The sequence below is a fragment of the Cytophaga sp. FL35 genome, from assembly GCF_014349235.1.
In the GTDB taxonomy this organism is placed as follows: Bacteria; Bacteroidota; Bacteroidia; order Flavobacteriales; family Flavobacteriaceae; genus Euzebyella.
The window spans coordinates 248,167-273,887 of the sequence record NZ_JACSOH010000004.1; the positions used below are offsets into that span (position 1 = coordinate 248,167).

The 25,721-nt window shown below is 40.3% G+C and carries 25 protein-coding genes and 1 pseudogene; 12 read left to right on the top strand and 14 right to left on the bottom strand.

Annotated features, from left to right (window positions below; all coding sequences use genetic code 11):
- Genes BIZ36_RS04805 through BIZ36_RS04815 form a run of 3 tightly spaced genes read left to right on the top strand, consistent with a single transcriptional unit; the run spans position 1 to position 5,150 of the window.
- Complete coding sequence (locus tag BIZ36_RS04805) at positions 1-3,153, top strand: efflux RND transporter permease subunit (RefSeq protein WP_187456732.1); 3,153 nt, start codon at positions 1-3, stop codon at positions 3,151-3,153.
- A gap of 10 nt (positions 3,154-3,163) precedes the next feature.
- Positions 3,164-4,564 (top strand): efflux transporter outer membrane subunit, encoded by a 1,401-nt coding sequence (locus tag BIZ36_RS04810; RefSeq protein WP_187456733.1) that lies wholly within the window; start codon positions 3,164-3,166, stop codon positions 4,562-4,564.
- A 10-nt stretch (positions 4,565-4,574) separates the two neighbouring features.
- Entirely contained in the window at positions 4,575-5,150 is a 576-nt protein-coding gene (locus BIZ36_RS04815) for a TetR/AcrR family transcriptional regulator (RefSeq protein WP_187456734.1), read from the top strand.
- Between the two features lie 36 nt (positions 5,151-5,186).
- Here the strand turns inward: BIZ36_RS04815 and BIZ36_RS04820 are convergent, their stop codons facing one another.
- Genes BIZ36_RS04820 through BIZ36_RS04830 form a run of 3 tightly spaced genes read right to left on the bottom strand, consistent with a single transcriptional unit; the run spans position 5,187 to position 6,813 of the window.
- Positions 5,187-5,678 (bottom strand): YciI family protein, encoded by a 492-nt coding sequence (locus tag BIZ36_RS04820; RefSeq protein ID WP_222937237.1) that lies wholly within the window; start codon positions 5,676-5,678, stop codon positions 5,187-5,189.
- A 2-nt stretch (positions 5,679-5,680) separates the two neighbouring features.
- Entirely contained in the window at positions 5,681-6,148 is a 468-nt protein-coding gene (locus BIZ36_RS04825) for a CYTH domain-containing protein (RefSeq protein WP_187456736.1), read from the bottom strand.
- Complete coding sequence (locus tag BIZ36_RS04830) at positions 6,145-6,813, bottom strand: NAD(P)H-binding protein (RefSeq protein ID WP_187456737.1); 669 nt, start codon at positions 6,811-6,813, stop codon at positions 6,145-6,147. Before BIZ36_RS04830 ends, BIZ36_RS04825 begins: the two co-directional genes overlap by 4 nt.
- A 28-nt stretch (positions 6,814-6,841) precedes the next feature.
- On the opposite strand from BIZ36_RS04830, the gene dinB reads away from it, so the two are divergent.
- The gene (gene dinB, locus BIZ36_RS04835; RefSeq protein ID WP_187456738.1) at positions 6,842-7,942 is read left to right on the top strand and encodes a DNA polymerase IV; all 1,101 of its coding nucleotides are present in this window, start codon (positions 6,842-6,844) and stop codon (positions 7,940-7,942) included.
- 50 nt (positions 7,943-7,992) lie between these two features.
- On the opposite strand, the gene BIZ36_RS04840 is transcribed toward dinB, so the two are convergent.
- From BIZ36_RS04840 to BIZ36_RS21275, 3 genes are all read right to left on the bottom strand, one after another.
- Positions 7,993-8,370, bottom strand: coding sequence for a hypothetical protein (locus BIZ36_RS04840; RefSeq protein ID WP_187456739.1), 378 nt, complete (start codon positions 8,368-8,370; stop codon positions 7,993-7,995).
- A gap of 37 nt (positions 8,371-8,407) precedes the next feature.
- The gene (locus BIZ36_RS04845) at positions 8,408-8,953 is read right to left on the bottom strand and encodes a carboxymuconolactone decarboxylase family protein (RefSeq protein ID WP_187456740.1); all 546 of its coding nucleotides are present in this window, start codon (positions 8,951-8,953) and stop codon (positions 8,408-8,410) included.
- A gap of 264 nt (positions 8,954-9,217) precedes the next feature.
- Positions 9,218-10,066, bottom strand: a complete 849-nt coding sequence (locus BIZ36_RS21275; RefSeq protein WP_187456741.1) for a helix-turn-helix domain-containing protein — start codon at positions 10,064-10,066, stop codon at positions 9,218-9,220.
- A gap of 211 nt (positions 10,067-10,277) precedes the next feature.
- Between BIZ36_RS21275 and BIZ36_RS04855 the strand changes: the two genes are divergently transcribed.
- Both BIZ36_RS04855 and BIZ36_RS04860 read left to right on the top strand, forming a co-directional pair.
- On the top strand, positions 10,278-11,096 hold the full coding sequence (locus BIZ36_RS04855) for an AraC family transcriptional regulator (protein WP_187456742.1): 819 nt from the start codon (positions 10,278-10,280) through the stop codon (positions 11,094-11,096).
- Between the two features lie 75 nt (positions 11,097-11,171).
- Positions 11,172-13,641: pseudogene (locus BIZ36_RS04860) on the top strand (TonB-dependent receptor).
- A gap of 6 nt (positions 13,642-13,647) precedes the next feature.
- On the opposite strand, the gene BIZ36_RS04865 reads toward BIZ36_RS04860, so the two are convergent.
- The 6 genes from BIZ36_RS04865 to BIZ36_RS04890 all read right to left on the bottom strand — a co-directional run bounded on the left by BIZ36_RS04865 (position 13,648) and on the right by BIZ36_RS04890 (position 20,483).
- Positions 13,648-14,637 (bottom strand): ABC transporter ATP-binding protein, encoded by a 990-nt coding sequence (locus tag BIZ36_RS04865; RefSeq protein ID WP_187456743.1) that lies wholly within the window; start codon positions 14,635-14,637, stop codon positions 13,648-13,650.
- Between the two features lie 85 nt (positions 14,638-14,722).
- Entirely contained in the window at positions 14,723-16,879 is a 2,157-nt protein-coding gene (locus BIZ36_RS04870) for a prolyl oligopeptidase family serine peptidase (RefSeq protein WP_187456744.1), read from the bottom strand.
- 166 nt (positions 16,880-17,045) lie between these two features.
- The gene (locus tag BIZ36_RS04875; protein ID WP_187456745.1) at positions 17,046-18,035 is read right to left on the bottom strand and encodes an aspartate-semialdehyde dehydrogenase; all 990 of its coding nucleotides are present in this window, start codon (positions 18,033-18,035) and stop codon (positions 17,046-17,048) included.
- A gap of 196 nt (positions 18,036-18,231) precedes the next feature.
- The gene (mscL, locus tag BIZ36_RS04880) at positions 18,232-18,645 is read right to left on the bottom strand and encodes a large conductance mechanosensitive channel protein MscL (protein WP_187456746.1); all 414 of its coding nucleotides are present in this window, start codon (positions 18,643-18,645) and stop codon (positions 18,232-18,234) included.
- Positions 18,646-18,736: 91 nt separating this feature from the next.
- The gene (gene alr / locus BIZ36_RS04885) at positions 18,737-19,846 is read right to left on the bottom strand and encodes an alanine racemase (protein ID WP_187456747.1); all 1,110 of its coding nucleotides are present in this window, start codon (positions 19,844-19,846) and stop codon (positions 18,737-18,739) included.
- Positions 19,833-20,483 carry a thymidine kinase gene (locus BIZ36_RS04890; RefSeq protein ID WP_187456748.1) on the bottom strand — a complete coding sequence of 217 codons (651 nt, stop codon included), beginning with the start codon at positions 20,481-20,483 and terminating at the stop codon, positions 19,833-19,835. Before BIZ36_RS04890 ends, alr begins: the two co-directional genes overlap by 14 nt.
- A gap of 174 nt (positions 20,484-20,657) precedes the next feature.
- Here BIZ36_RS04890 and BIZ36_RS04895 point away from each other — a divergent pair, with 174 nt between their 5' ends.
- The 4 genes from BIZ36_RS04895 to BIZ36_RS04910 all read left to right on the top strand — a co-directional run bounded on the left by BIZ36_RS04895 (position 20,658) and on the right by BIZ36_RS04910 (position 23,062).
- The gene (locus tag BIZ36_RS04895; RefSeq protein WP_187456749.1) at positions 20,658-21,371 is read left to right on the top strand and encodes a DUF8457 domain-containing protein; all 714 of its coding nucleotides are present in this window, start codon (positions 20,658-20,660) and stop codon (positions 21,369-21,371) included.
- 87 nt (positions 21,372-21,458) lie between these two features.
- Positions 21,459-22,130: a 16S rRNA (cytidine(1402)-2'-O)-methyltransferase gene (gene rsmI / locus BIZ36_RS04900; RefSeq protein ID WP_187456750.1), complete on the top strand. Its 672-nt coding sequence runs from the start codon at positions 21,459-21,461 to the stop codon at positions 22,128-22,130.
- 3 nt (positions 22,131-22,133) lie between these two features.
- Positions 22,134-22,478, top strand: a complete 345-nt coding sequence (locus tag BIZ36_RS04905) for a HopJ type III effector protein (RefSeq protein WP_187456751.1) — start codon at positions 22,134-22,136, stop codon at positions 22,476-22,478.
- A gap of 5 nt (positions 22,479-22,483) precedes the next feature.
- Entirely contained in the window at positions 22,484-23,062 is a 579-nt protein-coding gene (locus tag BIZ36_RS04910) for a uracil-DNA glycosylase family protein (protein ID WP_187456752.1), read from the top strand.
- Positions 23,063-23,087: 25 nt separating this feature from the next.
- Here the strand turns inward: BIZ36_RS04910 and BIZ36_RS04915 are convergent, their stop codons facing one another.
- Both BIZ36_RS04915 and BIZ36_RS04920 read right to left on the bottom strand, forming a co-directional pair.
- Positions 23,088-24,038 (bottom strand): Abi family protein, encoded by a 951-nt coding sequence (locus tag BIZ36_RS04915; RefSeq protein ID WP_187456753.1) that lies wholly within the window; start codon positions 24,036-24,038, stop codon positions 23,088-23,090.
- Between the two features lie 146 nt (positions 24,039-24,184).
- A complete protein-coding gene (locus BIZ36_RS04920; RefSeq protein ID WP_187456754.1) occupies positions 24,185-24,787 on the bottom strand; it encodes a carboxymuconolactone decarboxylase family protein in 603 nt (200 codons plus the stop codon).
- 51 nt (positions 24,788-24,838) lie between these two features.
- On the opposite strand from BIZ36_RS04920, the gene BIZ36_RS04925 reads away from it, so the two are divergent.
- Positions 24,839-25,267: an OsmC family protein gene (locus BIZ36_RS04925; RefSeq protein ID WP_187456755.1), complete on the top strand. Its 429-nt coding sequence runs from the start codon at positions 24,839-24,841 to the stop codon at positions 25,265-25,267.
- Positions 25,268-25,427: 160 nt separating this feature from the next.
- Positions 25,428-25,589: a four helix bundle protein gene (locus BIZ36_RS21285; protein ID WP_353616819.1), complete on the top strand. Its 162-nt coding sequence runs from the start codon at positions 25,428-25,430 to the stop codon at positions 25,587-25,589.
- Positions 25,590-25,721: the final 132 nt, after the last annotated feature.

A 25,721-nucleotide genomic window follows, 5' to 3' on the forward strand; every position in this document is an offset into this window, starting at 1 on the left:
ATGTTTCAAAAATTTATAGATAGACCGGTACTTTCTACCGTTATATCCGTTATCATCGTAATCTTAGGGGTGCTTGGCCTAACTACCTTACCGGTAGAGCAGTATCCTGAAATTGCACCGCCCACGGTACAGGTTACGGCGTCCTACACCGGTGCAAATGCCGGTACGGTATTGAATAGTGTTGTAATTCCGTTGGAAGAGCAAATAAACGGTGTGGAGGGCATGACCTATATGACATCCACGGCAAGTAACGATGGTTCTGCCAGTATTAGCGTTTATTTTGAATTGGGTACAGACCCGGACATTGCAGCGGTAAACGTACAGAACAGGGTCTCTAGGGCAAATAGCGTGTTGCCAGAATCGGTAATCGCTACTGGTGTAACTACCCAAAAAACACAGAACAGCTCGTTGTTGTTCTTCTCTATATTCTCAGAGAACGAAAATTACGATGCCACCTTTGTAGAAAACTACGCCAAAATTAATCTTGTGCCCAGATTAAAACGGGTCTACGGCGTAGGTAATGTAAACGTTTTTGGCTCCAAGGACTACTCCATGCGTATATGGATAGACCCGGACAAAATGGCTTCTTACAACATTGTTCCTTCAGACATTCAAGCAGCATTGGCAGAACAGAACCGTGAAGCGGCCACCGGTAAAATTGGGGAAAATGCAGATGGTGTTTATGAATATGTTTTGAAGTACAAAGGCCGATTGGACGAAGTATCCGAATATGAAAATATTATCCTGAAAACTACGGAAGATGGCGGTTTCCTACGTTTAAAAGATGTGGCGGATATTGAATTGGGCGCGTTTAATTATGCGCGTAAAAACTACGGAATGGGTGCTCCCGGTGTTGCGGTTGGTGTATACCAAACATCAGGCTCCAATGCTACTGAAATTATCAAAGAGGTTGAAGCCATTTTGGAGGAAAGCAAGGCAGAATTTCCAGAAGGTCTGGATTATGTAATTCCATTTAACACCAAGGATTTCTTGGACGCCTCCATAGACCATGTGGTACAGACCCTTATAGAGGCGTTTATCCTGGTTTTTATTGTGGTGTTCTTGTTCTTACAAGATTTTAGATCCACCTTAATCCCTGCTATTGCGGTGCCCGTGGCCATTGTGGGAACCTTTTTCTTCCTGCAGATTTTTGGCTACTCTATAAACATGCTCACCTTGTTCGCTATGATTCTGGCTATTGGTATTGTGGTAGATGATGCCATCGTGGTGGTAGAAGCCGTGCATGCAAAATTAGAAGAAGGTGCAGAAAGCGGGAAAGCCGCGACAAAATCGGCCATGAGTGAAATTTCTGGGGCGATTATTTCCATAACCTTGGTTATGTCTGCCGTGTTTATTCCAGTTTCCTTTATTCAAGGAACCTCTGGGGTATTCTACCAGCAGTTTGGTATCACCTTGGCGGTGGCCATTCTAATTTCCGCAGTAAACGCATTAACATTGAGTCCGGCATTGGCGGCCTTGTTTCTAAAACCACATACCCATGAAGAAGGTAAAAAGCAAAACTTAAAGGACCGTTTCTTCAACGGGTTCAATAGAGGTTTTAATGCAATTACCGATAAATATACCGGTGCGGTAAACACGCTGATTAAGAGAAAATGGTTGGCCGTTGGTATGTTGGTCATTTTTTCCGGCTTAGCCGTTTACCTATTCAAAAGCACTCCTAGCGGGTTTGTGCCTAATGAGGATAGAGGTATCATTTTTGCCAACGTGAGTATGCCACCAAGTACCACTTTGGAAAAAACCGAAGAAACCTTGATGAAATTGGACTCTATATATGCATCTATGGATGTGATTGATAAACGTCTTACCGTTTCCGGTTTCAGTTTGTTAAACCGGGTTAGTGCGGGATCTTATGGATTCTCTATCATGAAATTACAGGATTGGAGCGAGCGTGAGGCCGATTCCCTATCCGTGGAAGCAACATTGGCCAAACTATTTGCGGTTTCGGCACAATTTAAAGATGCCCAGATTATTTATTTTACGCCGCCTAGTATACAAGGTTTTGGTACCTCATCTGGTTTTGAAGTACAGCTCCAAAGTAAGGGTGGCGCAGATTGGGCAGAGATAGACGAGGTGAAAAATCAATTTTTAGGCGCCTTAAATCAAAGACCGGAAGTGCAATACGCCATCTCCCAGTTTAGCCCAAATTTTCCACAATATGAACTGGAAGTAGATGTGGAGAAAATTAAAATGGCAGGCTTCTCTACAACTGATATTTTTAATGCCTTGCAAGGTTATTATGGGGGAATTTACGCAACAGATTTTAACAAGTTTGGGAAACAGTACCGCGTAATGATCCAGGCAAAACCTGAAGATCGGGCTAATGAAAATAGCTTGAATAAAATCTATGTTCGTAACACCAATGGCGAATCTGTAGCGGTAAGCCAGTTTGTCAACTTAAAAAAGATTTATGGGCCAGAATCCGTAGAACGATTCAACCTTTTAAGTTCCGTAAAAGTAACAGGGGTACCCAACCCTGGCTATAGTACGGGTGATGCCCTTACTGCCATTCAAGAAGTCGCAGCGCAGGTTTTACCCAACAACTATACCTATGAGTACTCTGGATTAACTCGTGAAGAAAGCAAATCTGGCGGTACCACAATCGTAATATTTATTTTGAGTCTGGTGTTTGTGTATTTCTTGCTAAGTGCACAGTACGAAAGCTATATTTTACCGTTTGCCATCTTGCTTTCCTTACCGTTTGGACTAGCGGGCGCCATCCTTTTCGTGAATTTAGGCGGATTGGAGAATAATATTTATTTCCAAATTGCTTTGATCATGCTTATTGGACTATTAGCAAAAAATGCCATTCTAATTGTGGAGTTTGCATTGCAACGGCGTAGGGAAGGAATGGGACTTTGGGACGCGGCCATTGATGGTGCCAAAGCACGTTTTAGACCCATTTTAATGACGTCCTTCGCCTTTATCTTCGGTTTGCTTCCTTTGGCATTGTCCTCTGGTGTAGGTGCCATTGGTAACCGTTCTATTGGTATGAGCGCCGTTGGAGGTATGCTTATAGGTACCATTCTAGGAGTTTTTGTTATCCCTGTTCTTTTTGTGGTTTTACAAGCCTTACAAGAACGTTTTAGCGGAGCACCTAAAACCGAAAATCAAGAAAAAGCCCTTAATGCTTAAGCCCAAAACAATGATAAAAAGAAACAATATAAAATTCATAGCCATTTTGGTACTTCCGCTTGTGCTGCAATCTTGTTTTGTGGCCAAGAATTACGAAAGACCAGATTTGGAAACCCAAAAACTGTATAGAACGGACCAATTACCACAAGATAGTGTATCTATGGCCCAGGTTTCTTGGAAGGATATTTTTACCGATGCCCAATTGCAATCGCATATAGAAAAGGGACTTACCAATAATTTGGACATACGTATAGCCCTGCAAAGTATAATAAGTGCAGAATCTTATTTAAAACAGGGTAAGGCAGGGTATTTTCCAACCTTATCTGCCACGGCAAGTGCTACACGCACCAAGAACTCAGAGAACAGTCAGTTTGGTAGTATTTTTAGCGAAGCTATTGAGCAATACCAATTATCTGGAACACTTTCTTGGGAGGCCGATGTTTGGGGTAAAATTCGTAGTAATAAACGGGCCGCCAATGCCAACTATCTACAAAGTGTTGCAGCACACCAAGCGGTAAAGACACAACTGGTGGCAAGCATTGCCGATTTGTATTATCAACTATTGGCGCTAGACCGTCAAAAATTAGTTGCAGAAGAAACACTTGAGGCACGCAAAAGTAGTCTAGAAACCACAATGGCCTTAAAAGATGCTGGCCAGGTTACGGAAGTTGCGGTAAAACAAACCGAAGCTCAGGTGCACACTACGGAAATAATTCTTATTGATTTGGAGAACAATATTAAATTGTTAGAGAACAGCTTTAGTTTATTACTAGGGGAAGCTCCGCATTCCATTGCAAGGACTACCATTGAAGACCAAGAAATAAATACGGATTTAAACACTGGTGTACCTGCATTATTACTGGCCAACAGACCAGATGTAATACAGGCAGAGTATGCATTGGTAAATGCTTTTGAATTGACCAATGTGGCGCGTAGCAGTATGTATCCAAGTTTAACACTAACGGCCCAAGGAGGCTTTCAAAGCTTGGAATTGGACAATTTTATAGATGCCAGTTCACTGTTTTCCTCATTGGTTGGTTCCTTGACCCAGCCTTTATTTAACCAGCGTAAACTAAGAACCCAATTAGAAGCGGCAAAGGCACAGCAGGAACAAGCACTTTTAAATTATAAAAAGAGTTTGCTAACCGCAGGGCAAGAAGTTTCAAATGCTTTGTATAACTATGAGGCCGAAACCAAAAAACTTTCTGCTAGGGAAAAAGAATTGGATTCCTATGCCTTGGCCGAAGATTATTCCGAAGAACTTTTGAACAACGGGCTGGCCAATTATCTAGAGGTGTTAACCGCAAGGCAAAATGCCTTAAACTCAGAACTGAACCTCATCGATTCTAAATATGGTCAGCTAAGTGCAACGGTAGAATTATACCGTGCTCTTGGTGGAGGTTGGCAATAATCATATCGTGGTGCAAGAAAGAACAGCGGCACTGGAACAAGCACTTTCCCTTTTTACCAAATATGGTTGCAAAAGGGTGAGTATGGACGATGTTGCCCATGCGCTTGGTATTTCCAAAAAAACCCTCTACACCCATTTTAAAACAAAGGATGAACTGGTTTTAGAAAGTGTGGCCTACTTGTTACAGCGTACCCATCTAAAAATGAGTAATTTTTTTGAACTAAGTGATGGGCACAACGACCCGTTTAAACGGGTAATTCAAATTTATAGAGTAGGACTTAAGGAATTAAGAAACTTGAGTCCTACCTTTCTTTTTGGGCTCAAAAAATATTATCCGGAAGCTTTTAACTTCTATAACAATTTTAGGCAAGGAATTGTTTGGACCTATATTCTAGATTTATTGCAAGAAGCAAAAAATAAAGGGCAAATCAAGGAAGGGATTAATCTTAAATTGATATGCGAATTATTCCTTTTACGCACCGATGAAATTATACTGCCCCAAAGCGACTTTTTTGACAATTACACTACCGAAGAACTCTTGGAACACCTTATAATAGTACCATTACAAGGGATTAGGGCTTTATAGCAAAAAATATAAGAGCCATCAACTTTAAACAACCAACTACCTTAATCCAAAACCTTTAGCAGCCCACCAAGGGTGAATTTCAATTTTTAAACGCCCTGCTTTTACCATAGGATCTGCATTGGCCAAACTATCTGCCATTTCTTGGGTGGGCACATTATAAATGGTAATGCCCCGTATAGCCCCATCGTCACCAAAAGGTCCGGATATATCGGCATAACCCATTTCGTACATTTTGCCCAAATGCGCTAAATGTAACGTTTGCAAACTATCCGCTTCCTTTTTACTTTGGGTTCTATTGGGACCGCTTTTTAAAAAGGCGATGAAGTATTGCTGCATCAACACCGTGTCTTTTGTTTTTTCATCTACATAATCGAAAATTTGATAGCCTTCTCCTTCAAGTTCGGCTTTAGTAGCTGCAACGGAAGGTTTAACTTCCTCAACAACATTTACTGATTTGTTATCCTGTTTTGCCCGTTCTTGGCATGCCATACAAACTAACAAAACGACCAAGATTACCAAACACCTCATCTTTACCATGTTTTAAAGGGCTTTTTGCCCAATTGAGAATTGTAATATTTTATATCTCCAGTTACCTCTTCTCCTAACCATTCCGGTTTTTGAAAACGTTCTTTTTCAGTGGAGAGTTCCACTTCGGCAACGGTAAGGCCCTCATTATCGCCATAAAACTCATCCACTTCAAACAAATGATTTCCCACGGGCACTGCATATCTGGTTTTGTCAATGATACCCTTTTCACAAAGAATGAGTAATTGCTCCGCTTCAGTAACGGTAATCTTATGCTCCCACTCAAAACGGGTAGTTCCTTCTTGGTTTGATTTTCCCTTCACGGTCAAAAATCCACTATCTCCTTTGATTCGCACTCGAACCGTACGTTCTGGATCCGTATTCAAAAAGCCCTGAACAATACGTTCTTGAGAGCTTGAATTTTCCTTAAAAGCATCGGAATTCACCAAAAATTTTCGTTCTATTTCTATCACTGCTTTGCTAGTTCTTTTATTTTATCAGACTCTATTTTCCCGTTTGGATAGTCGTTATTGGCCACCCAAAGCATGCATTGGGCAATGGAATCGGGCTCAATGGAACGGTATTTCCTTAATCCTCCTACCAATAAAAGATTACCAATTTTCATCAGTTGCTTAAAAAGCCATTCGCCCAACCTTTTTTCCTCTCGCTTTCCTCCTATCAAAGAAGGTTGCAAAATATAGGTATTCCTAATTTGCTGCTGTAAAACGGCCTCTTCCATTTGACCTTTGATGCGGTTATAGAAAATCTTGCTTTTGGCATCAGCTCCTAATGCGGAGACCACCACAAATGTGGGAATTTGATTTTCTACACACAATTTAGCCGCCTCTACGGGAATACCATAATCGATTTTTTCATACAGCGCATTATCCGGTGTTTTGGCTTTGGTCGTTCCAATACAGCAAAATACTTCCTGCCCGGTAAAATCTTCTTTGAAACTAGAAAGGTTCATCAAATCGCCCAAATGCTCCTCTAATTTCTCATGTTGTATTCCCACCGAGCTTCGAGAAAACAGTTTCACCTTTTGATAGCGGTCATCTGCCAATAACAGTTTCAATAATTTACCTCCGGTGAGTCCGGTGGCACCAAGAATAATTGCGGCCTTTTTCTCTTCTTCCATCCAACTAAATATAGCGTAATTTTACAGCATGTCCAATGAATTTGACAACCGAAAGATCATACATGTGGATATGGATGCTTTTTACGCCTCCGTAGAACAATTGGACCATCCTGAACTCAAGGGAAAACCTGTTGCCGTGGGCGGAAGTTCTAAAAGGGGCGTTGTCTCTGCAGCAAGTTATGAGGCCCGAAAATTTGGAGTACGTAGCGCCATGAGCAGCGTACTGGCCCAAAAAAAATGTCCGGAGCTCATCTTTGTCAAAGCTCATTTTGATCGCTATAAAGAGGTATCCAAACAAATCAGAAACATCTTTTTTGAGTATACGGATTTGGTGGAACCGCTTTCCCTGGATGAAGCTTATCTGGATGTTACCCAAAACAAAAAAGGAAACCCATCGGCTACGATGATCGCGAAGGAAATTAGACAGCGTATTTTAGAGGTAACCGGACTTACCGCTTCCGCGGGAATTTCCATTAATAAGTTTATTGCCAAAGTGGCCAGTGATTACAACAAGCCTAACGGACAAAAAACGGTGAATCCTTCCGAAGTGCTGCAATTTCTCGAAGATTTGGACATTAGAAAGTTCTATGGGGTAGGTAAGGTCACCGCCGAAAAGATGTACAAATTGGGCATTTTCACTGGAGCGGACCTAAAAAAGAAGTCCTTAGATTTTTTGGAAGAAAATTTTGGCAAGAGCGGCAGTTACTATTATAACGTGGTAAGAGGCATTCACCACAGTGCCGTAAAGCCGCATCGCATTCCTAAATCAGTTGGGGCCGAACGCACTTTTAGCGAAAACCTTAGCAGTGAAATCTTTATGCTGGAACGCCTAGAGCGTATTGCCGAAGAACTGGAAAGAAGACTAAAAAAATCGAAGATTGCGGGAAAGACCATTACCCTAAAAATAAAGTATAGCGACTTTACCCTGAACACTCGGAGCAAGACCCTTTCCTATTTTATAGCCGACAAAAGCCTGATTTTGGAAACTGCAAAAGAATTGCTCTACCAAGAAGAAATGAAGAATTCCGTAAGGTTGTTGGGCATTTCCCTTTCCAACCTCAACACGGACAAAAACGAAAAGGAAGAAAAAAAAGAATCGGTATCGGTACAACTCAAATTTGAGTTTTAGCAAAAAAAAGCCTTTGAAACAAAGGCCGTTTTACTATACTATTCTATTTATTACTGTACAACCAAAATATTATCGGTCGCAGTAGGGTTCAAAGGACAGAAATATACATACTCGCCCTTGCTCAAAACCGTTGGCTTTGAATTTTGTTTGGAATCAGTAGCTACGGGAGCCGTTACATAGGCGGTTTGAATGTGGTTTTCGGGCTTTGAAATATCCTTACCCTTTTCTACCAGTACAAATCCTACTTTATGGTCAATACCATTGTTTACAATTTCAAATACGTACGTACCTTCTGATACGGTCAATTGTTTTTTGGTAAACTCACCTGGCGTTTGCTCCAAGGTAATGGTCTTTGTTTGGGTGTCTTGTGCCTGAAGAGCTGCGTTGAATCCGAAAACGACAGCAAAAATCAATAGAATGTTTTTCATGATATTTATTTTTTAAGATGTATGTTAGCGATTAGAATTAAACAGTTGCGTCTAAAGGTTCTGCAGCAGGAAAATCTACCGGTACTTTAGTGGTGCTATGTACGTAGTTACTGATGGTTTTATCACCTACAAGAACAATGGCGTCGATAAGGTTTTCTTTTGTCCATCCGTTATTCAAAAAGTTGTTAACTACTTCTTCATCGGTTGCACCTCTATTCTCGGTAACATTTTTGGCAAATTTTGCCAAGGCATCCAATTTAGAATCGAAGGAAGCCTTACCACTTCTCAACTCTAAAATTTGCTCATCTGTAAAACCGTTCATTTTTCCGATTGCGGTGTGGGCGGCCAAACAGTACTCACAGTTGTTTACTTGGCTAACCGCTAGGTTGACAACTTCTTTTTGCTTAGCGTTCAATGAAGTTTTGGCATTCGCAAAATTTAAATAATTGGCCAAGGCATTGTTAGAATGTGCGTAGGTAGCGTACAAATTAGGTACAAAGCCAACCGCTTTTTCAAGGTTGTCAAAAATAGCCTGATTGGCTTCGTTTACTTCTTCTCTTTTTAAGGGTTTAAAATTGCTCATAATACTATATTTAAATTGTTGATAATTGGATTAAAACGATTTTGCCGAATCACAATAGAAATCGTGATGGTATGCCTTTTCACAATGTGCCGAGGCATTTAGCTTTCTTTTGTTACTCGCTCGATTATTAGTGAAAATCGTAATGAGGTTGAATAGTGACTTTTCTTTGTTGCTCATTGCTTTGTTATTTTTACAGTACAAAGATGTGAACAAAGAGAGGACAGGGGTTATGATGAATTTCCCGAACGCTTGCCTAAATTTCCCTTAGGCCTTTAAAGTCAATGATTCTCGGTATTGAGAAGGGGTAAGTTGGGTAAGTTTTTTGAAAAACTTGCTAAAATGAGCGGGGTCGTTAAAACCAAGTTCGTAGGCAATTTCTTGATTTTGCTTATCAGTAAAGTGAATCAGCCTTTTAGCCTCTAGCGCCAATCGGCTTAAAATTATCTGTTGCGGTGATTTTTGTCCGTAAATGGAAAAAAGGTTGGAAAGCGTTTTGGGCGATTTGTGCAGCATAGTTGCATAATCGCTTACCTTTCTTTTATCCTTATAATGAATATCTACCAGAAAATTGAACTTTCTGATAACTTCGATTTGGTCATTGTTCAACGATTTCACGATGAGTTGTTCTTTCGCCAAACGGGTACACATAATGATCAAGCGTTTCAAAAGCATTTGCAGCATGGCCCCTTGAATCTTGTCTGGTGTGCTGAACTCTTCTAAAAAGATTTCGTACAGCATATCAAAACGCCGTTGTAATTCTTCTGGAATGCTTACGATAGGAATATCTTGAGTACCAAAGAACAAAATACCATTACAGGACACTTCGCTATCATGATCTACGATACAATAGAACTCTCTATTGAACAACAAGGTGGTTAATGGGAGATGGGTATTTGCAAAGGATATATTCTGTAAATAGGTAACTGTAACTATTTGATTTGGTTCCAAGGTCAGCTGTAAGCCATCAATTTCAACAGTTGTAGCCTCTTGGTTTCGGTTCCAAAAGAATTTAATCGTGTTTTCTGTATTTGAAAACCGCCGTTCATCATTCTTAATGTCATCCGTAATTCCAAATATGGCTTTTAACCTTGGCTCCTTAAACTCTGTATACACCTTGTATCTATTTGTAAATTGACAAATTAGTCAAAGAACCCCCCAATTTCTTACACGACCCTATTATTGAAACTGTTATAAGAGTAAATGAGTGGCAATGACATTTTTGTTATGAAATGCATCCCTCAATCTTTTTACAGTTTTCATTTTGTAATTTTACTAATACCAAAAAGCCAATCCTGCAACGACTCCCAATTTAAGTAAGCCATTGATGCGCACAGAAATCCAGACCTATACTAAAATATCAGCCTTTGAAAACATTAAAATAGAACCTTTTGATGCCAACAAGCGATATACTAGACCACACCGTCATAATAAATATTTGGAGCTGGTGTATTTTACTAAGGGAACAGGTATGCATTATATGGACGAGGAGGGATACCCCATACAACCCCCTCTGGCATTTGTGGTCAAAAAAGATGAGGTACACCATTGGGCCATTGATTCGGTACCTGAAGGTTTTGTCATCATCATTAAAGAAGATTTTCTGGAAAAGACCTTGGACCGGTACATTAATCTACAATTAAACGCACTAGAGAATCATCGTGTGATTTTCACAAAAGACGATACTTCGCTATTTCCCCTATTCGAAATCGCCTGTAAAGAGCTGAAATCCCTTGGCGCAGAGCGTGATTTTATCATGGAAGGAATCTTGAAGGCCATTCTATCTAAAATTTTATCCTTCGCCCCCGCATATCCAAAGCAAACTTTAGGGGAAATAGACCACCTATTCATCGAGCTTTTAGAAAAGGACCTCAAAAATGATGTGGGTTATTATGCCCAAGCTCTCAGCACAACTTCTCAAAATTTGAATGCCGTTTGCAAACGTAAATTTGATAAAACGGCCTCAACGGTTATCGCCGAACATATTATCAAAGAAGCCAAACGCCAATTATTGTACACCGATCTCTCGGCAACCGAGATTGCCTATAATCTCAGCTTCGGGGATGTGTCACACTTTGTTAAATTTTTTAAGAGATTCGAGCAAAAAACTCCTTTACAGTTCAAAAAAGAAACCCTCGTACCTTAATTTTTTCATACGTACCCTAATTCAAAAGGTGGCCATACTACTTTCGGCAATCGAAATCCAAACCACTGATTGAAAATGAACATATATTCTTTTTTGCTTTTGCTTGTCGTACTTCCCTTTATAACGACAGCGCAGGTGACAGGTAAAATTATTGACCAAGAAAATGACTATCCACTGGAATATGCCACGGCGGCACTTTTTAATCAAGAATCGAAAGAATTGGTTACTGGGGTCATTACCGATATGGATGGGGTTTTTACCATCGAAAATGTGAAAATCGGTACCTACTATCTAGAAGCTTCCTTTATTGGTTTTGAAACGAAAACGATTGCGAACATCAGTGTACAGAACCGTAAACCGGTGGACGTGGGAAATATTCCCCTGAAGATTGGGGGAACCATGCTCGAAGAGGTTGTCGTTCAAGGGGAGAGGGCTACGGTAATCAACAAAATTGATCGTCAAGTTTTTGACGCCAATAAGTTTCAGAATAGTTTGGGGGGCAATGCCACCGATATTATTAAAAACATACCATCGGTGACTGTAGATGCACAGGGCGAAATTAGTGTTCGCGGAAGTTCTGGCTTTGTGGTGCTGCTGAATGGCAATCCTGTTCAGGGAAATGCATCGGACCTTCTAAACCAGTTTCCGGCCAATGCCGTGGAAAGAGTAGAAGTCATTACTGCACCATCCGCTAAATATGATCCTGAGGGCAAGGCGGGCCTTATCAATATCATTACCAAAAAGGGAGCGACAGACGGTTCATTTGCCCAAATCAACGTAAAAGGCGGTTTTCCATCCGTAGAAACATATGGAAATGATGAATACCACCAGCGCTATGGCGCCGATGCGACTTATAACATTAGAAAAGAAGACTGGAATATTTCTTTAGGTGCTAGTTTTCAGAGAAATGATTTGGGAGGAAGACGTGAAGGTGATGTTTTCACCATTATCAACGATACCCTCACGCAATTTCCTTCAACTGGTGAACGTAGTTTTGACGAAACCAATTACAGTGGAAGGTTTACCGTAGACTATACGCCCGATACCTTGAATACCTTTTCTTTGGGATTCTACGCCGGTAAGCGTCAGAAAGACCGCTTGGCAGATATCGTTTACTACGACAACCATGCCATTACGCCCGCCTCTGGTGGCGACCGATTATACACCTTTCAATATTATAACCACAACCTGCGTACCCGTAAAAGTGATTTTGCTTTAGGAAGTTTCGATTACGCCCATACCTTTAAAAATAATTCTCGTCTTTCCACTTCCATTCTATATGAATACACGCTTTTGGGCGGACCTACCGAAAGTGACAACCTTGGAGAGCCTAACAGAAACATCGTCTATCAACAAGAATACAACACCAATCACAACCCCTTGAACGGATTTAGGTTTCAAGTCGATTATTCCCTTAAACCATTTAAATTCGGACAATTGGAAACAGGCTATCAGTATCGAAATTTAGATCATACGGGCGACTTTGTTTACGAACGAAAAGACGAATCAACAGGTAACGTTTTTGAACTGGTGCCGGAGTTTTCCAGTGAAGTAGATTTACAAAGAAGCATTCATTCGGGCTACGCCCAATTAAATGGAGCCAAGGGCAAATGGGAGTATGCCGCCGGTTTGCGAATTGAGGCCATGGACCGTGAATTGGAACTGAGGGATAAGGTAGGAATCATTGACACTACCTATACCTACGATTACGTAAAACCCTTTCCAACGGCTTCGGTGCAATACAGTATGTCAGATCGAACCAAAGTAAAGGCTGCTTATAGTAAGCGTGTAGAAAGAACTACCACCTTTAAAATGAATCCGTTTCCGGAGAGAGAACACTCGGAGACCCTCGAACAAGGTGACCCTACCCTGAAACCCGAATTTATCGACTTGGTAGAGTTGGGAATTACCCAAAGTTTTGAGGGTGGAAATTCCATATTTGCTACGGCCTATTATAGAAATACCAAAAATCTGGTCAATCGCGTAAATACTATTTATAACGATACCATCCTTAACCGAATTTATTCCAATGTTGGTAAATCCAAGGCAATCGGACTCGAAATCGGTTCGCAACTTAAGCCGTTGAAAAACTGGAACAACTTTATTGGCGCCAACCTTTACAATTACGTTTGATGGCGCGTACGATGGGCGACCTGTAGATACCGATACTTTTGTTTATTCTTTTAATTTAAACAGCACCTATTCCCTGTCCGAAACCGCTTCTTTGCAATTCACTTTTAACTACCTATCGGAAATGGTTACGGCCCAAGGGGAAGATTCGAGGTTTTATTCCCCTAACCTCACTTTTTATAAATCGTTTTTGGATAATAGGCTTACGGCCACCCTACAATGGCAGAATATTGATTTAGGCATGTTAGATTCCAATGAACAACGCATCACGACCTATCGCGATAATGAGTTTTTTACCACGACCAATTATGTGTACGAGGTAGATATGGTCTTGCTCAACCTGTCATACAACTTTAACAACAACAAGAACAAATCGAAATTTATCGATAGCGAGTTTGGTAAGAAGGAGTTCTAGTATCCTCTAAACATTGGTTGGCGCAGCCATACGTTGATTGATGGTCTCAATTGAAATATTCAAAAAGATAGCTTTACCTACTTCGAGAGGCTGATGATGGTGAAAGAATATATCGTGCCCCTCATAAATACCACCAATCATATAATAACTACCCATGTAGTATGAGCCTTTTACGACCACCTCTAAACCGGATTTACCCGAAACCTTAAACTCATGGGCATACACGATGATACGTCTTTTGGTGTCTGCATACGATTTTAGAATATTAATGGGAATGCGGTTGGCTTCCCCGAACAAAGAAGCAATATACAAGTCTTGGGGTCTCTCGTAAAGGTTTTTTGGAGTATCCTTCGCAATAATAAATCGGTCTTTTAGAACAACGACCCTATCCGCAAATGGAAGCATGTCCATAGGATCATGGGTAGCTGTAATTACGGTTATTTTCTGTCTTTTTAAATATCCAAAAACATTACGGCGCAAGCTGTTCTTCCGAAAGTTATCGATGTGGCTGAAAGGCTCGTCCAAAAGCATTACTTTGGGTTCTTGGGCCAATGCACGCGCCAAGGCAACTCGTTGTTGCTGCCCTCCGCTTAGATAACGTACTTTGGTATCGGCAAACTTGGTCATTTCAACCAATTCCATCAGTTCTTGTATTCTTTCTTCCATCTGCTCGGGTTCAAATACAGAAAGAAATTCCCCAATATTCTCCCTAACCGTAGTAAATGGCATCAATTCAAGGTCTTGGGCGAGGTATTTCATAAATGACTGCCCAGGAACCAAGTTATAGGCCGGACCAAGAATTTGGGTATCGTCCCAATAAACTTCTCCGACTTCAATATCTAGAAGTCCGTATAAAATTTTAAGCAGGGTGCTTTTTCCACAACCACTTTCGCCTATAACCGAAATGTGTTCGCCTTTGGCGATACGGAGGTTGATATTCTCCAAAACACTTTCCCCGTCAGGGTAAGCAAAAGATACATGGTCTACTTGTAGCATATAGAATTCTTATGGAAGACAGAACCTCCGCTAAATTAAAAACGGAGGATACGGTAGATTATTGAATAAAAGGTTCTTTATCCGTTTATTCTTTGAACTCCTTTAAAACCGCTTGGTTGGGTAATTCTTGATATCCCATATTGTAAAGCGTAAAACCGAATATATCGGCGTATTGCTCAATAGTCTTACTTACCGGTGTACCGGCACCATGACCTGCATTGGTCTCGATTCGTATCAAGGTTGGGTTGTCTCCGGTTTGTTTTGATTGCAGTTCGGCCGCGAATTTAAAGCTGTGTGCCGGTACCACACGGTCGTCATGGTCGCCCGTGGTGACCAATGTGGCAGGGTAAGCAACCCCTTCCTTTACGTTGTGTAAGGGAGAATACCCTTTTAAATACTGGAACATTTCTTCATCATCCTCGGCGGTACCGTAGTCATAGGCCCATCCGGCACCGGCGGTAAAAGTATGGTATCTAAGCATATCCAAAACACCCACGGCAGGCAATGCTACTTTCATCAAATCGGGCCTCTGGGTCATGGTAGCCCCCACTAACAATCCGCCATTGCTTCCTCCCCTTATGGCTAAATAATCGGAAGAAGTATAATTTTTGTCAATTAGATATTCTGCGGCAGCTATGAAGTCATCAAATACATTTTGCTTTTGCAATTTGGTACCTGCCACGTGCCACTTCTTACCATATTCGCCCCCGCCCCTTAAATTGGGTACGGCATAAATACCACCTTGCTCAAGCCAAATAGCGTTTACGATACTAAATGACGGTGTCAAACTAATATTGAAACCGCCGTAACCATATAAAATCGTCGGATTCTTACCATTCAGTTTCAATCCTTTTTTATGGGTAATTATCATGGGCACTTTGGTGCCGTCCTTGGAGGTGTAAAATACTTGCTTGCTCTCGTATGCGGTAGGGTCAAAATCTATTTCAGGACTCCAATAGGATTCATATTGTCCCGTTTCTACATTATATTTAAAAGAGGAACCGGGCATAATATAGTTGGTAAAGGAGAAATAGAATTCCTTATTATCTTTCTTGCCTCCAAATCCGGTAGCACTGCCCACGCCGGGTAATTTAATTTCGCGCACTAAATTTCCTTCGTAATCGTATTGATACACCTTACTAATAGCATCAACCATATATTCGGTAAAGAAATAACCGCCTCCGGTACCCGGTGAAAGTACATTTTCGGTTTCCGGAATAAAATCTACCCAATTGTCTATACCAGGATTGCTGGCATCAACGGTAACGATTTTTTTATTGGGAGCATTTCGGTTCGTAACGATGAACAGTTTTGAACCAACATTGTCTATCACGTAATTGTCCGATTCCGTATCATCTACAATAGGAATTAGGTCTGAATTGGAATCTTCCAAATCTTTAATGAACAACTTATTTCCGGAAGTGGAAGTAGCTGCCGATACCAAAAGGTATTTTTGGTCTTCTGTTACCGATGCCCCAATATATCGATGTTTTTCACTAGGCTTAGCCCCGAAGATGACTTTGTCCTCCTTTTGCGGGGTACCAAGTTTATGGTAATAAACTTTGTGTTGATCCGTTTTGGCAGAAAGTTCACTCCCCACCGGTTTATCATAACTGGAATAGTAAAAACCATCGTTACCCAACCACGAAATACCACTGAATTTAATATCAACCAAAGTATCTTCAACGGCCTCTTTGGTTTCGGCATTAATGATGATGGCCTTGCGCCAATCGCTACCGCCTTCAGATATCAAATAAGCGGCTAAAGAGCCGTCTTTGGTAAAGCTAAGACCTGCTAAAGAGGTAGTACCATCTTCTGAAAACGTATTGGGATCCAAAAAAACTTCGGGTTCTCCATCATCCTTGCTACGGTAGACCACATACTGATTTTGTAGCCCGTCATTTTTATAGAAATAGGTATAATCACCTTCTTTAAAGGGAGCACTTAGTTTTTCGAAATTCCAAAGTTTCTCCAACCGGTTTTTGATATCCTCCCGAAAAGGAATTTTCTCTAAATATCCGAAGGTAGTCTTGTTTTGAGCTTTTACCCATTCTCCCGTCTCCTCGCTTCGGTCATCTTCTAACCATCTGTAGGGATCAGCAACGTTATTACCAAAATAAGTATCTAGGGTATCAACTTTCTTTGTTGTAGGATATGTCACTTCAATCTTATTTTTTGAGGGTTGATTTTCACATGAAACTATGATCAAGATTGCTGACAGTAGAAGTAAATTTTTTTTCATGTGAACGATTTTATTAAACTCACCTCGTTATACAATTACGAGATTAAAAAGGGCATTATTTTTTTAATCCGATTTTTGAATCGAAGCACCCAAAAGTAAAATAAAAAAACCCGCACATTTGTTGAATGCTACGGGTTTTAACGTAAAATTAGGTATCTAAATGCTGTTACACCAATTCATTGGCCACCAAATATTCAGCAATTTGAACTGCGTTGGTTGCGGCTCCCTTTCTTAGGTTGTCTGCCACAATCCACATATTCAAGGTATTTCGTTGGGTTTCATCCCTACGGATCCGGCCAACGAATACCTCATCTTTATCATGGGCATAGATAGGCATTGGGTAGGTATTGGTTTGAGGATTATCCTGCACTTCCACACCTGGGGTTTCGCTTAACAATTGACGCACATCCTGCAAATCAAAATCGTTTTCAAACTCTACGTTAACGGACTCCGAGTGTCCACCTGCAGTAGGAATACGCACGGCCGTAGCACTTACCGAGAACGTTCTATCATCCAAAATTTTCTGTGGCTCCCGAGCCAATTTCATTTCTTCCTTGGTGTAACCATTCTCCAAGAAGACATCACAATGGGGCAGTGCATTTCTGCCAATAGGATAAGGATAGGCCATTTCGCCTTCCACTCCGGCAATTTCATTTTCCAATTGTTGTACAGCTTTAACTCCGGTGCCGGATACCGATTGGTATGTTGAAACCAAAACCCGCTTCATTTTATATTTTCTGTGCAAAGGAGCCAAGGCCATGACTAGCTGAATGGTAGAGCAGTTAGGATTGGCAATAATTTTGTCTTCCTTGGTAAGTACGTTGGCATTAATTTCTGGTACTACCAATTTTTTGGTAGCATCCATTCTCCATGCTGATGAATTATCGACTACGGTAGTTCCAACTTCAGCAAATTTTGGTGCCCACTCGAGTGATGTATCACCTCCAGCTGAAAATATGGCAATGTTCGGTTTTTGTGCCACCGCATCGGCCAACCCAATAATCGTATATTCTTTACCGTCGTAACTCAATTTTTTACCTACTGATCGCTCAGATGCCACCAATAGCAATTCGGTAATGGGAAACTTGCGTTCAGCCAATACTTTTAACATAACCTCGCCTACCATTCCGGTAGCGCCAACAACAGCTACTTTCATCTATTTTAATTTAGAGCCGCAAATGTAGTGCAAGACCAACGAGTTAGCAAACTCAAGACGGAAAATATTTAAATATATAACAATTTGTTTCAAAAATAACAAATTGACAAAAAAGAACCGCCAGTGAATTTTAGGGACTCACTAGCGGTTTTATATTAGTGTAGCGGTTACCGAGTCTATATACCCGGTGTATACTTTAGTTTTTCTTTTTCAATTCGTCACGAATCTCAGCAAGAAGTTCTTCTGCTGTAGGACCTGCTGGAGCTGGCTCTTCAACAACCTCTGGAGTACGGACTTTGTTGTAAGACTTAACGATCATGAACAATACAAATCCAACAATAATCAAGTTAATGATCGAGTTGATCCATGCACCGTAACGAATGGCACTTTCTGGCTTTTCGACGGTTCCATCGGCTGCAACGACGGCCTCGGAAAGTATGACCTTCATATCGGCAAAATCCATTCCACCGGCAAAATAACCTACAATTGGCATCATGATGTCGTTTACGAATCCGTTAACGACCAAGCCTACGGCTCCGGCCAAAATTACAGCAACAGCTAAATCAATAACGTTGCCAGTCATGATAAAATCCTTAAATTCTTTGAACATGGTTTACGTGTTTTTTAAATGTTAATTATTTATAGTTCTCTGCAAATTAGTTAAAAAAACCTATTCACAAGAAAATGTTAAAAACTTTTTTTTACTCTATAACTAAACGCTTCACCCGCCGGGAAATCCCAGTTATCAACTCATACGATATAGTAGAGGCTCCTTTGGCCAAATCTTCTGCACTGGCTTTAGGACCAAAAACAATCACCTCGTCTCCAGCTTCACAATTGATACCCGTTACATCTACCATAATCATATCCATACAGGTATTCCCAATTATTTCGGCTTTTTTTCCGTTGATCCAAACAAATCCATTCCTATTGCCATAAATTCTACCAATGCCATCTGCATGACCTACAGGTAGGGTTGCCGTTACCATTGAAGCAGATGCTTTGTACTTTCTATTATAACCAATGGATTCTCCTGCCTTGATTTCATGAGTTTGTGAAATGATGGTCTTTAAAGTGGCTACGGGAATCAACTGCTTGTCTATACTGGCCTCGTTTCCGTAACCATACAACCCTATTCCGCTGCGGACCATTTCATATTGCGCCATTTTACCATAATTTATAATCCCCGAAGTATTCAGTGTATGTCTAAAGGGCTTATGCAACAACTTAGCGTGCATTTTATTTGAAATACTATCAAAAATGGAAAGTTGCCTAAACGTAAAATCCTTTTCGTTCAAGTCTTCAGAAGCGGCCAAATGTGAAAAAACAGAAGCTATTTCAATTGCATCTTGAGATTCTGCAAGTTTGCAGATTTCATCCACATCCTCTTCCACAAATCCCAATCGGTTCAATCCTGTATTGAATTTTATGTGTATAGGATATTTCTTTTCCCCCCTCTTTTCGGCCACTGCCATAAATTCCTTAAAGATTTTAAAGGAATAGATATTGGGTTCCAACCTGTGCTTAATGATTTTGTTAAAACTTGTGGGTAAAGGGTGGAGAACTAAAATAGGCAGTGTAATTCCCGCTTTGCGAAGCGCCACTCCTTCTTTTGTATAAGCAACTGCTAGATAATCTGCACCCAGCTCTTGTAATTTTTTGGCGATAACTATAGAATCGCTTCCGTATGCAAATGCCTTCACCACCCCCAAAAACATAGTTTCGGGTACTAATTTAGCCTTTAAATAAGCGTAATTGTGCGCTAAGGCCTTAAGATCGATTTCAAGAACCGTTTCCTTAGCTTTTGGCATCCGTATTTTTAGTTTTAAGGTTTACTTCTTCGCCTTCTACATCCATCTTTTTAACCTTTTCCTTTAACATAGCTTTGTAAAATGCCGCTCTGCTCAAAGGCTCATACTCTTCCGTCTCTCCTAAAAGCACCAAATTATCATTTGCAGACTTACGATAACTATAATTGGCCAAATTACCCGTACGTGTACAAATAGCGTGCACTTTGGTAACATACTCCGCAGTGGCCATTAAGGCAGGCATTGGCCCAAAGGGATTTCCTTTAAAATCCATATCCAATCCGGCCACCACAACCCTAACCCCTCTGTTGGCCAAATCGTTACAGACAGTAACTATCTCATCATCAAAAAATTGAGCTTCGTCTATGCCCACCACATCACAGGTATCCCCCAGTATTCTAATATTGGCTGCTGCCGGTACCGGAGTTGAGGGTATTTCATTGGCGTCATGGGAAACCACCTTCTCCTCATCATATCTAATATCTACCATAGGCTTAAAAATTTCCACTTTTTGCTTCGCAAACTGTGCCCGTTTTAGCCTACGGATCAATTCTTCTGTTTTACCGGAGAACATGGAGCCACAGATGACTTCGATCCACCCGAATTGTTCTTTGTGATTAACGGTGTTTTCGAGAAACATTTTGTAATTTTAGACGAAAATACATGCTTTTTCGTTCCTATTGGTACAGTACTTGTTCAAGCAATTTTGCTATCACAAATGTAGGGTGAAAAAAACGTATGTTTAGTTGAAAGCCTAAAGTTAGCAACTTTGTAAATAGCATTCCTGTAAAATAGGGCTTAAAAAATTTGACCGATGAAGAGAAAATTAAAAGAAGAATTACGAAAGTTGTCCACGGATATCATCACAAGCCGGGACATGAGCGATTTAGATGATCTCTACAGGGCGGCCAAAGACCTCTATGAAAAACTGGCTGTCCTAAAATTCATAGAAGAAAAATTAAAGGATGTAGAAATTGATGTTTCTAAGAACGTCATTGCGGATAAGTTTGAGAAAATGGCCACGGCCGTCCTTAGTGCCAATTCTTCCGTTCCAGAAAACAATCCGCATGAAGAGGATATCATGATTCCCGGTATGGACACCATAAAAGATATAGTTTCAGAGATGCCCAACGGCGAAGAAGTGCCTCTAATCAAAGAAAAGCCTGTGGATAACGTTTTGGAGGAGTTCCTTTCGCAACCAGATTATATGAAAAATGACAAGGAATTGTTTATGCCCCCGGCGGAAACCACATCAAAACAGGAAAATCTGGCGAAATCCCTAAATGACAGGTTCAACACCAAAGAAATAAAGGTGGACCTCAATAATCGTTTAGCCTTTGTAAAGCATCTGTTTGAAGGAAGTACAGAAGACTATAACCGGGTGCTCTCACAATTAAACACTATTGACAGCCACGAACGTTCTGTTTCATTTATAGAAAACATGGTAAAACCAGATTATAACCATTGGAACGGAAAAGAGGAATATGTTGAGCGTTTTATGCAATTGATCGAAAGGCGTTTTAGTTAAAACCACCAACAAAAAAATAGTAAGGCCGGAAGTCCAAATCAATAGGGGTTCCGGTCTTTTTTATTTATTATTGCCAAAACTATGAACATGGGAAAACTTTACTTGGTTCCTACCCCTATTGGTAATTTAGAGGATATGACCCTTAGGGCCATTCGTGTACTAAAGGAAGTAAATCTTATTTTGGCAGAAGACACCCGAACAAGCGGAAAGTTGCTTCAACACTTTGAAATTGCCAGTCCCATGCAAAGCCACCATATGCACAATGAGCATAAAACATTGGATCAATTGGTAAAACGCTTGCAAGGCGGTGAAACCATTGCCCTAATTTCTGATGCAGGCACACCGGCAATATCCGATCCAGGATTTTTATTGACCCGTGCCTGTGTAGAAAATAACATTGAGGTAGAGTGCTTGCCAGGAGCAACGGCCTTTGTGCCCGCTTTGGTCAATAGTGGTCTCCCCAATGACAAATTTGTTTTTGAAGGCTTTCTCCCTCCCAAAAAAGGAAGACAAACTCGATTAAAAATTTTAGCCGAAGAAAACAGAACCATGATTTTCTATGAATCTCCCTATAAATTGGTAAAAACGCTGGGGCATTTAGCCGAATATTTGGGTGCCGACAGAAATGCTTCCGTATCACGAGAATTGACCAAGCTATACGAGGAAACAGTCAGGGGCAGTTTACAAGAAATTATGGAACATTATACCGAAAAACCTCCCAAAGGCGAAATTGTAATCGTAGTGGAGGGTAAAAAATAGACCATGCAAATAGAAGAATTTTTAAAAAAGTTAAAAGAATCGCCTGAAACGGTGGAATTCAGGGATACCATGGCGGTTATTGAGGCAAACTATTATTTTGAGCCTACCTCGTTTAAAAACGGGGAATTGACCAATAAAGCAGACGAAAATTCCGGGTCATGTAAGTTATTGGCCTTTGCTTACGACCAAAATTTAAGTAAAGAAGAAACCTTGGCTTGTTTTGGTGGTTTTTATTTTGACGATGTGCTTGAAGACCCTAAGGGCAAGGGACACCAGAATATTAGAAATTTTATGAAAACAGGTTTTGGAGGAGTCCATTTTGACCGATTTCCGTTAAAGAAAAAATAATATTGATGCAAAAGTTGCTTTCCGAAATTCGTGATTGTACGGTTTGCAGCGAGCATTTACCTATGGGTCCTAGACCCATAATAGCGGGCACCTCAAAATCAAAAATTATTTTGGTAAGCCAGGCCCCTGGCCGAAAAGCACATAACCACCATAAAGCATGGGACGATCCCAGCGGCAAAAAACTACGGGAGTGGTTGGGTGTTACGGACGAGGAATTTTACAACCCTAATAATTTTGCCATTTTACCCATGGGTTTCTGCTATCCTGGCAAAGGAAAAACAGGAGATTTACCGCCACGAAAAGAATGCGCCCCCCTTTGGCATGAACCCTTCTGGGGTCACTTACAAAATGTGAAACTGACCTTACTCATCGGTAAATACGCTCAAGACAGGTATTTAAAAACCATCTCCAAAAAAAACCTTACCGAGAATGTTTCTTCATATAAGGATTTCTTACCACACTATTTTCCGTTACCGCACCCTTCGCCTGTCAACCGTTTTTGGATGGCTAAAAATCCATGGTTTGAAAGTGAAGTGTTGCCGGAGTTGAAGTATAGAATTGAAGCTATTTTGAAAACTGGTTAATTAACTTTTCTAGCCTTTGGGCAATTTACTTCCACAAATCCTGATCTTTCCAATCACTGGGAAATCCCATATGATATAAATCAACTTCAGGATATTTTTCAAATAGTTCAATCAATCTTTCTTTGTATTTATGATAGGGATTTATAAACTGAAGACAATAGAGAATCGAACAAAGTGAAGAATACAATTTTAAAATTTTATCATTTTTATCAACTCTCATCATTGTTTGACCGTCAGAATCATAGTTATTTTCCCATTTATTTACCCATTTTCCTTTTGGCGACTTTAACCATTCAGGTTTTATTGTTAAAATGATATTCCATAAGCGACCATGATGAGCAATAATATTACGGATATAGATGAAACTCTCCACCCATGAAATTAACAAGCTATGATGTAACCCCAGACTTTTAGCGATTGGTATTATATCTTTTTTGTTCTTAATATTTTTTAAAATCGAAAGAAGATCAGTAAAAGTCAATAACTCAAAGGATTTCCAAGAGGGCGGTAAAAACTGACTGTACTTTCTTTGATACTTAAGAATAAATTCTTGTTTAGTACTTTTAACAGCTTTAGTCATTTTTGATAGAAACTGAATATAATTAGGATATTCTGAAAAAGCTTCCACTTTCTCATACCAGAAACCTGAATCATATTGATGGGAAAAATGATAAATAACCTGGGTCCGTATAGATATTTCAATTTGTTCTATTGCCTGAAAGGTAACAGCTCTTAACTCACTATCAAACTGGTAAAGCCTAAAGATTGTTTCAAATGATGATCCTTCTTTAAAGATTTCATCTTCCTTTGGTACTTTTAACATAGGGAACCAATAATTACTTAAGCGATTGTAGCTTACATACGTAAGTATTCGTTCAGCTTTTCTCTCATTTTCAATGGTTAAACCCCTTTGCTTTAAGAGTTGTACTTGATTATTAAAAGTTTTGGGAAGTTTATTATAAATCTCTTTAGACATAAAGAAAAAACAAAAAACCTCCCAAAAGTGCACATCGTTGAGAGGTCCGGGAGGTATTGATACAACGAAATTATACTTTTATTTCTATTTGTGCAAAAATTTAACTGCTTGATTTTGAGAATTAAATCTATTGCATTGTCGTTTGGCTAGTAAACACTCCCATCATGTTTTCCTTTTTCCCAACCGTGTTTGCCTAAATATTGATTACCGCTTTCTATGGCGCCGTCTTCTATAGTCGTTCCCATAGAGTCGTTCCAACGGTTGAGATATCCAAATAACGAGATAACACCTAACATCTCAACAATTTCTCCCTGGTTCCAGTATTGATAGAGTCGGTCTTTAATTTCTTTGTTCACCGCGTTGGGCACTTGTGATGCCGCTAGGGAAAAGTCCAACGCCGCCCTCTCCGCCTCCGAAAAAGCCGGGTGCGTTCTATATTCCCAAATATTATCCAGTTGCCCCTGTTCCGCTCCATAGCGTTCGGCGGCCCTAATGGCATGCGCCTGACAGTATCGGCATCCAGTAGCATTGCTACTTACCCAGGCAATCATTCGTTTTAGGGCGGAAGTGACCTTGCCTTCGTTCGCCATCACGGCCTTATTAAGATTTATAAAGGCCTTTGAAATAGCGGGTCTGTGCTGCATGGTCAATACCGAATTGGGACAAAAGCCCAAGGTTTCGTTAAAGAATTCCGCTAATTGCTTGGTTTCCAAATCATGGTCGGGATCAAGGGGAGTTACAAGGGCCATAAAGTCTATAGTTTAAGTTACTTTTGTAGTTGAACAAATAACGAAAAAATTATGCCCAGCACAAATCATATTACCACTAAGTGGTTAGGAAAAATGGCTTTTGAAAGCACCAACCCATCCGGTTTAACCCTTAACATAGATGCAAGTCCGGATGATGGCGGAGAAGAAAAAGGACTAAGGCCTAAGGCCCTTATGCTCTCTGGGCTCGCAGGATGTTCTGGACTTGATGTGGCAGCACTTATCAAAAAGATGAAGTTGGATGTAGATGATTTTCATATTGAAACCATTGCCAACTTAACAGATGAGCATCCAAAGTTTTATGATTCGGTCGTAGTTGAATACCACTTTCATGGCTCCAACCTAGCGGAGAAAAAATTACAACGCGCGGTGGATCTTTCCGTAGAAAAATACTGTGGTGTTATGGAAATGTTCCGACAATTTGCTAAAATGGAAATTAAGACTATTTTTCATCATGTTTAAAAATCAAATTTAAAGTTCAAGTTTTAAGTTCTAATCGCTAGTGCCAGAGGACAAAAAATATGATTTAAAGGATAGGTTGGTAAATTTTGCTGCTGATATTGCTATCTTTTGTAGTGAATTGCCATAGGATTTTACGGGCGACTATTACGGAAATCAGTTGTTGCGCTCGGGTGGGAGTTCCGCTCTAAATTTTGGTGAAGCCCCGGGAACAAATACTGTCAGAGATGATATCTTCAAGGCAAGTATCTCCTTAAAAGAGTTGAAAGAATCTAGGGTAAACCTTAAAATTTTGAATAAAATCCGTTACGGTAATACCTCCTAAAGAGAATAAATATTCGACGAAGTTGAACAGTTAAAAAAATCATAGCCACCATCATCTAAAACAAATAATAGACCACGAGAACTTTTAGAATTGAACTTAAACTCGATTATTAAGACTTGAACTTTAGTCTTG

Excerpts from the sequence above, each read along its gene's own strand:
- alr (WP_187456747.1), bottom strand. The coding sequence starts at position 19,846 with ATGCCAAAAGCTAAGGAAACGGTTCTTGAAATCGATCTTAAGGCCTTA.
- BIZ36_RS04830 (WP_187456737.1), bottom strand. The coding sequence starts at position 6,813 with ATGGAAGAAGAGAAAAAGGCCGCAATTATTCTTGGTGCCACCGGACTC.
- BIZ36_RS04820 (WP_222937237.1), bottom strand. The coding sequence starts at position 5,678 with ATGAGGTGTTTGGTAATCTTGGTCGTTTTGTTAGTTTGTATGGCATGC.
- BIZ36_RS04905 (WP_187456751.1), top strand. The coding sequence starts at position 22,134 with ATGCAAATAGAAGAATTTTTAAAAAAGTTAAAAGAATCGCCTGAAACG.
- BIZ36_RS04925 (WP_187456755.1), top strand. The coding sequence starts at position 24,839 with ATGCCCAGCACAAATCATATTACCACTAAGTGGTTAGGAAAAATGGCT.
- BIZ36_RS04890 (WP_187456748.1), bottom strand. The coding sequence starts at position 20,483 with ATGTTTCTCGAAAACACCGTTAATCACAAAGAACAATTCGGGTGGATC.
- BIZ36_RS04845 (WP_187456740.1), bottom strand. The coding sequence starts at position 8,953 with ATGAGCAATTTTAAACCCTTAAAAAGAGAAGAAGTAAACGAAGCCAAT.
- BIZ36_RS04915 (WP_187456753.1), bottom strand. The coding sequence starts at position 24,038 with ATGTCTAAAGAGATTTATAATAAACTTCCCAAAACTTTTAATAATCAA.
- BIZ36_RS04855 (WP_187456742.1), top strand. The coding sequence starts at position 10,278 with ATGCGCACAGAAATCCAGACCTATACTAAAATATCAGCCTTTGAAAAC.
- rsmI (WP_187456750.1), top strand. The coding sequence starts at position 21,459 with ATGGGAAAACTTTACTTGGTTCCTACCCCTATTGGTAATTTAGAGGAT.
- BIZ36_RS04810 (WP_187456733.1), top strand. The coding sequence starts at position 3,164 with ATGATAAAAAGAAACAATATAAAATTCATAGCCATTTTGGTACTTCCG.
- dinB (WP_187456738.1), top strand. The coding sequence starts at position 6,842 with ATGTCCAATGAATTTGACAACCGAAAGATCATACATGTGGATATGGAT.
- BIZ36_RS04895 (WP_187456749.1), top strand. The coding sequence starts at position 20,658 with ATGAAGAGAAAATTAAAAGAAGAATTACGAAAGTTGTCCACGGATATC.
- BIZ36_RS04875 (WP_187456745.1), bottom strand. The coding sequence starts at position 18,035 with ATGAAAGTAGCTGTTGTTGGCGCTACCGGAATGGTAGGCGAGGTTATG.
- BIZ36_RS04805 (WP_187456732.1), top strand. The coding sequence starts at position 1 with ATGTTTCAAAAATTTATAGATAGACCGGTACTTTCTACCGTTATATCC.
- BIZ36_RS04870 (WP_187456744.1), bottom strand. The coding sequence starts at position 16,879 with ATGAAAAAAAATTTACTTCTACTGTCAGCAATCTTGATCATAGTTTCA.
- BIZ36_RS04840 (WP_187456739.1), bottom strand. The coding sequence starts at position 8,370 with ATGAAAAACATTCTATTGATTTTTGCTGTCGTTTTCGGATTCAACGCA.
- BIZ36_RS04865 (WP_187456743.1), bottom strand. The coding sequence starts at position 14,637 with ATGCTACAAGTAGACCATGTATCTTTTGCTTACCCTGACGGGGAAAGT.
- BIZ36_RS04920 (WP_187456754.1), bottom strand. The coding sequence starts at position 24,787 with ATGGCCCTTGTAACTCCCCTTGATCCCGACCATGATTTGGAAACCAAG.
- BIZ36_RS04910 (WP_187456752.1), top strand. The coding sequence starts at position 22,484 with ATGCAAAAGTTGCTTTCCGAAATTCGTGATTGTACGGTTTGCAGCGAG.
- mscL (WP_187456746.1), bottom strand. The coding sequence starts at position 18,645 with ATGTTCAAAGAATTTAAGGATTTTATCATGACTGGCAACGTTATTGAT.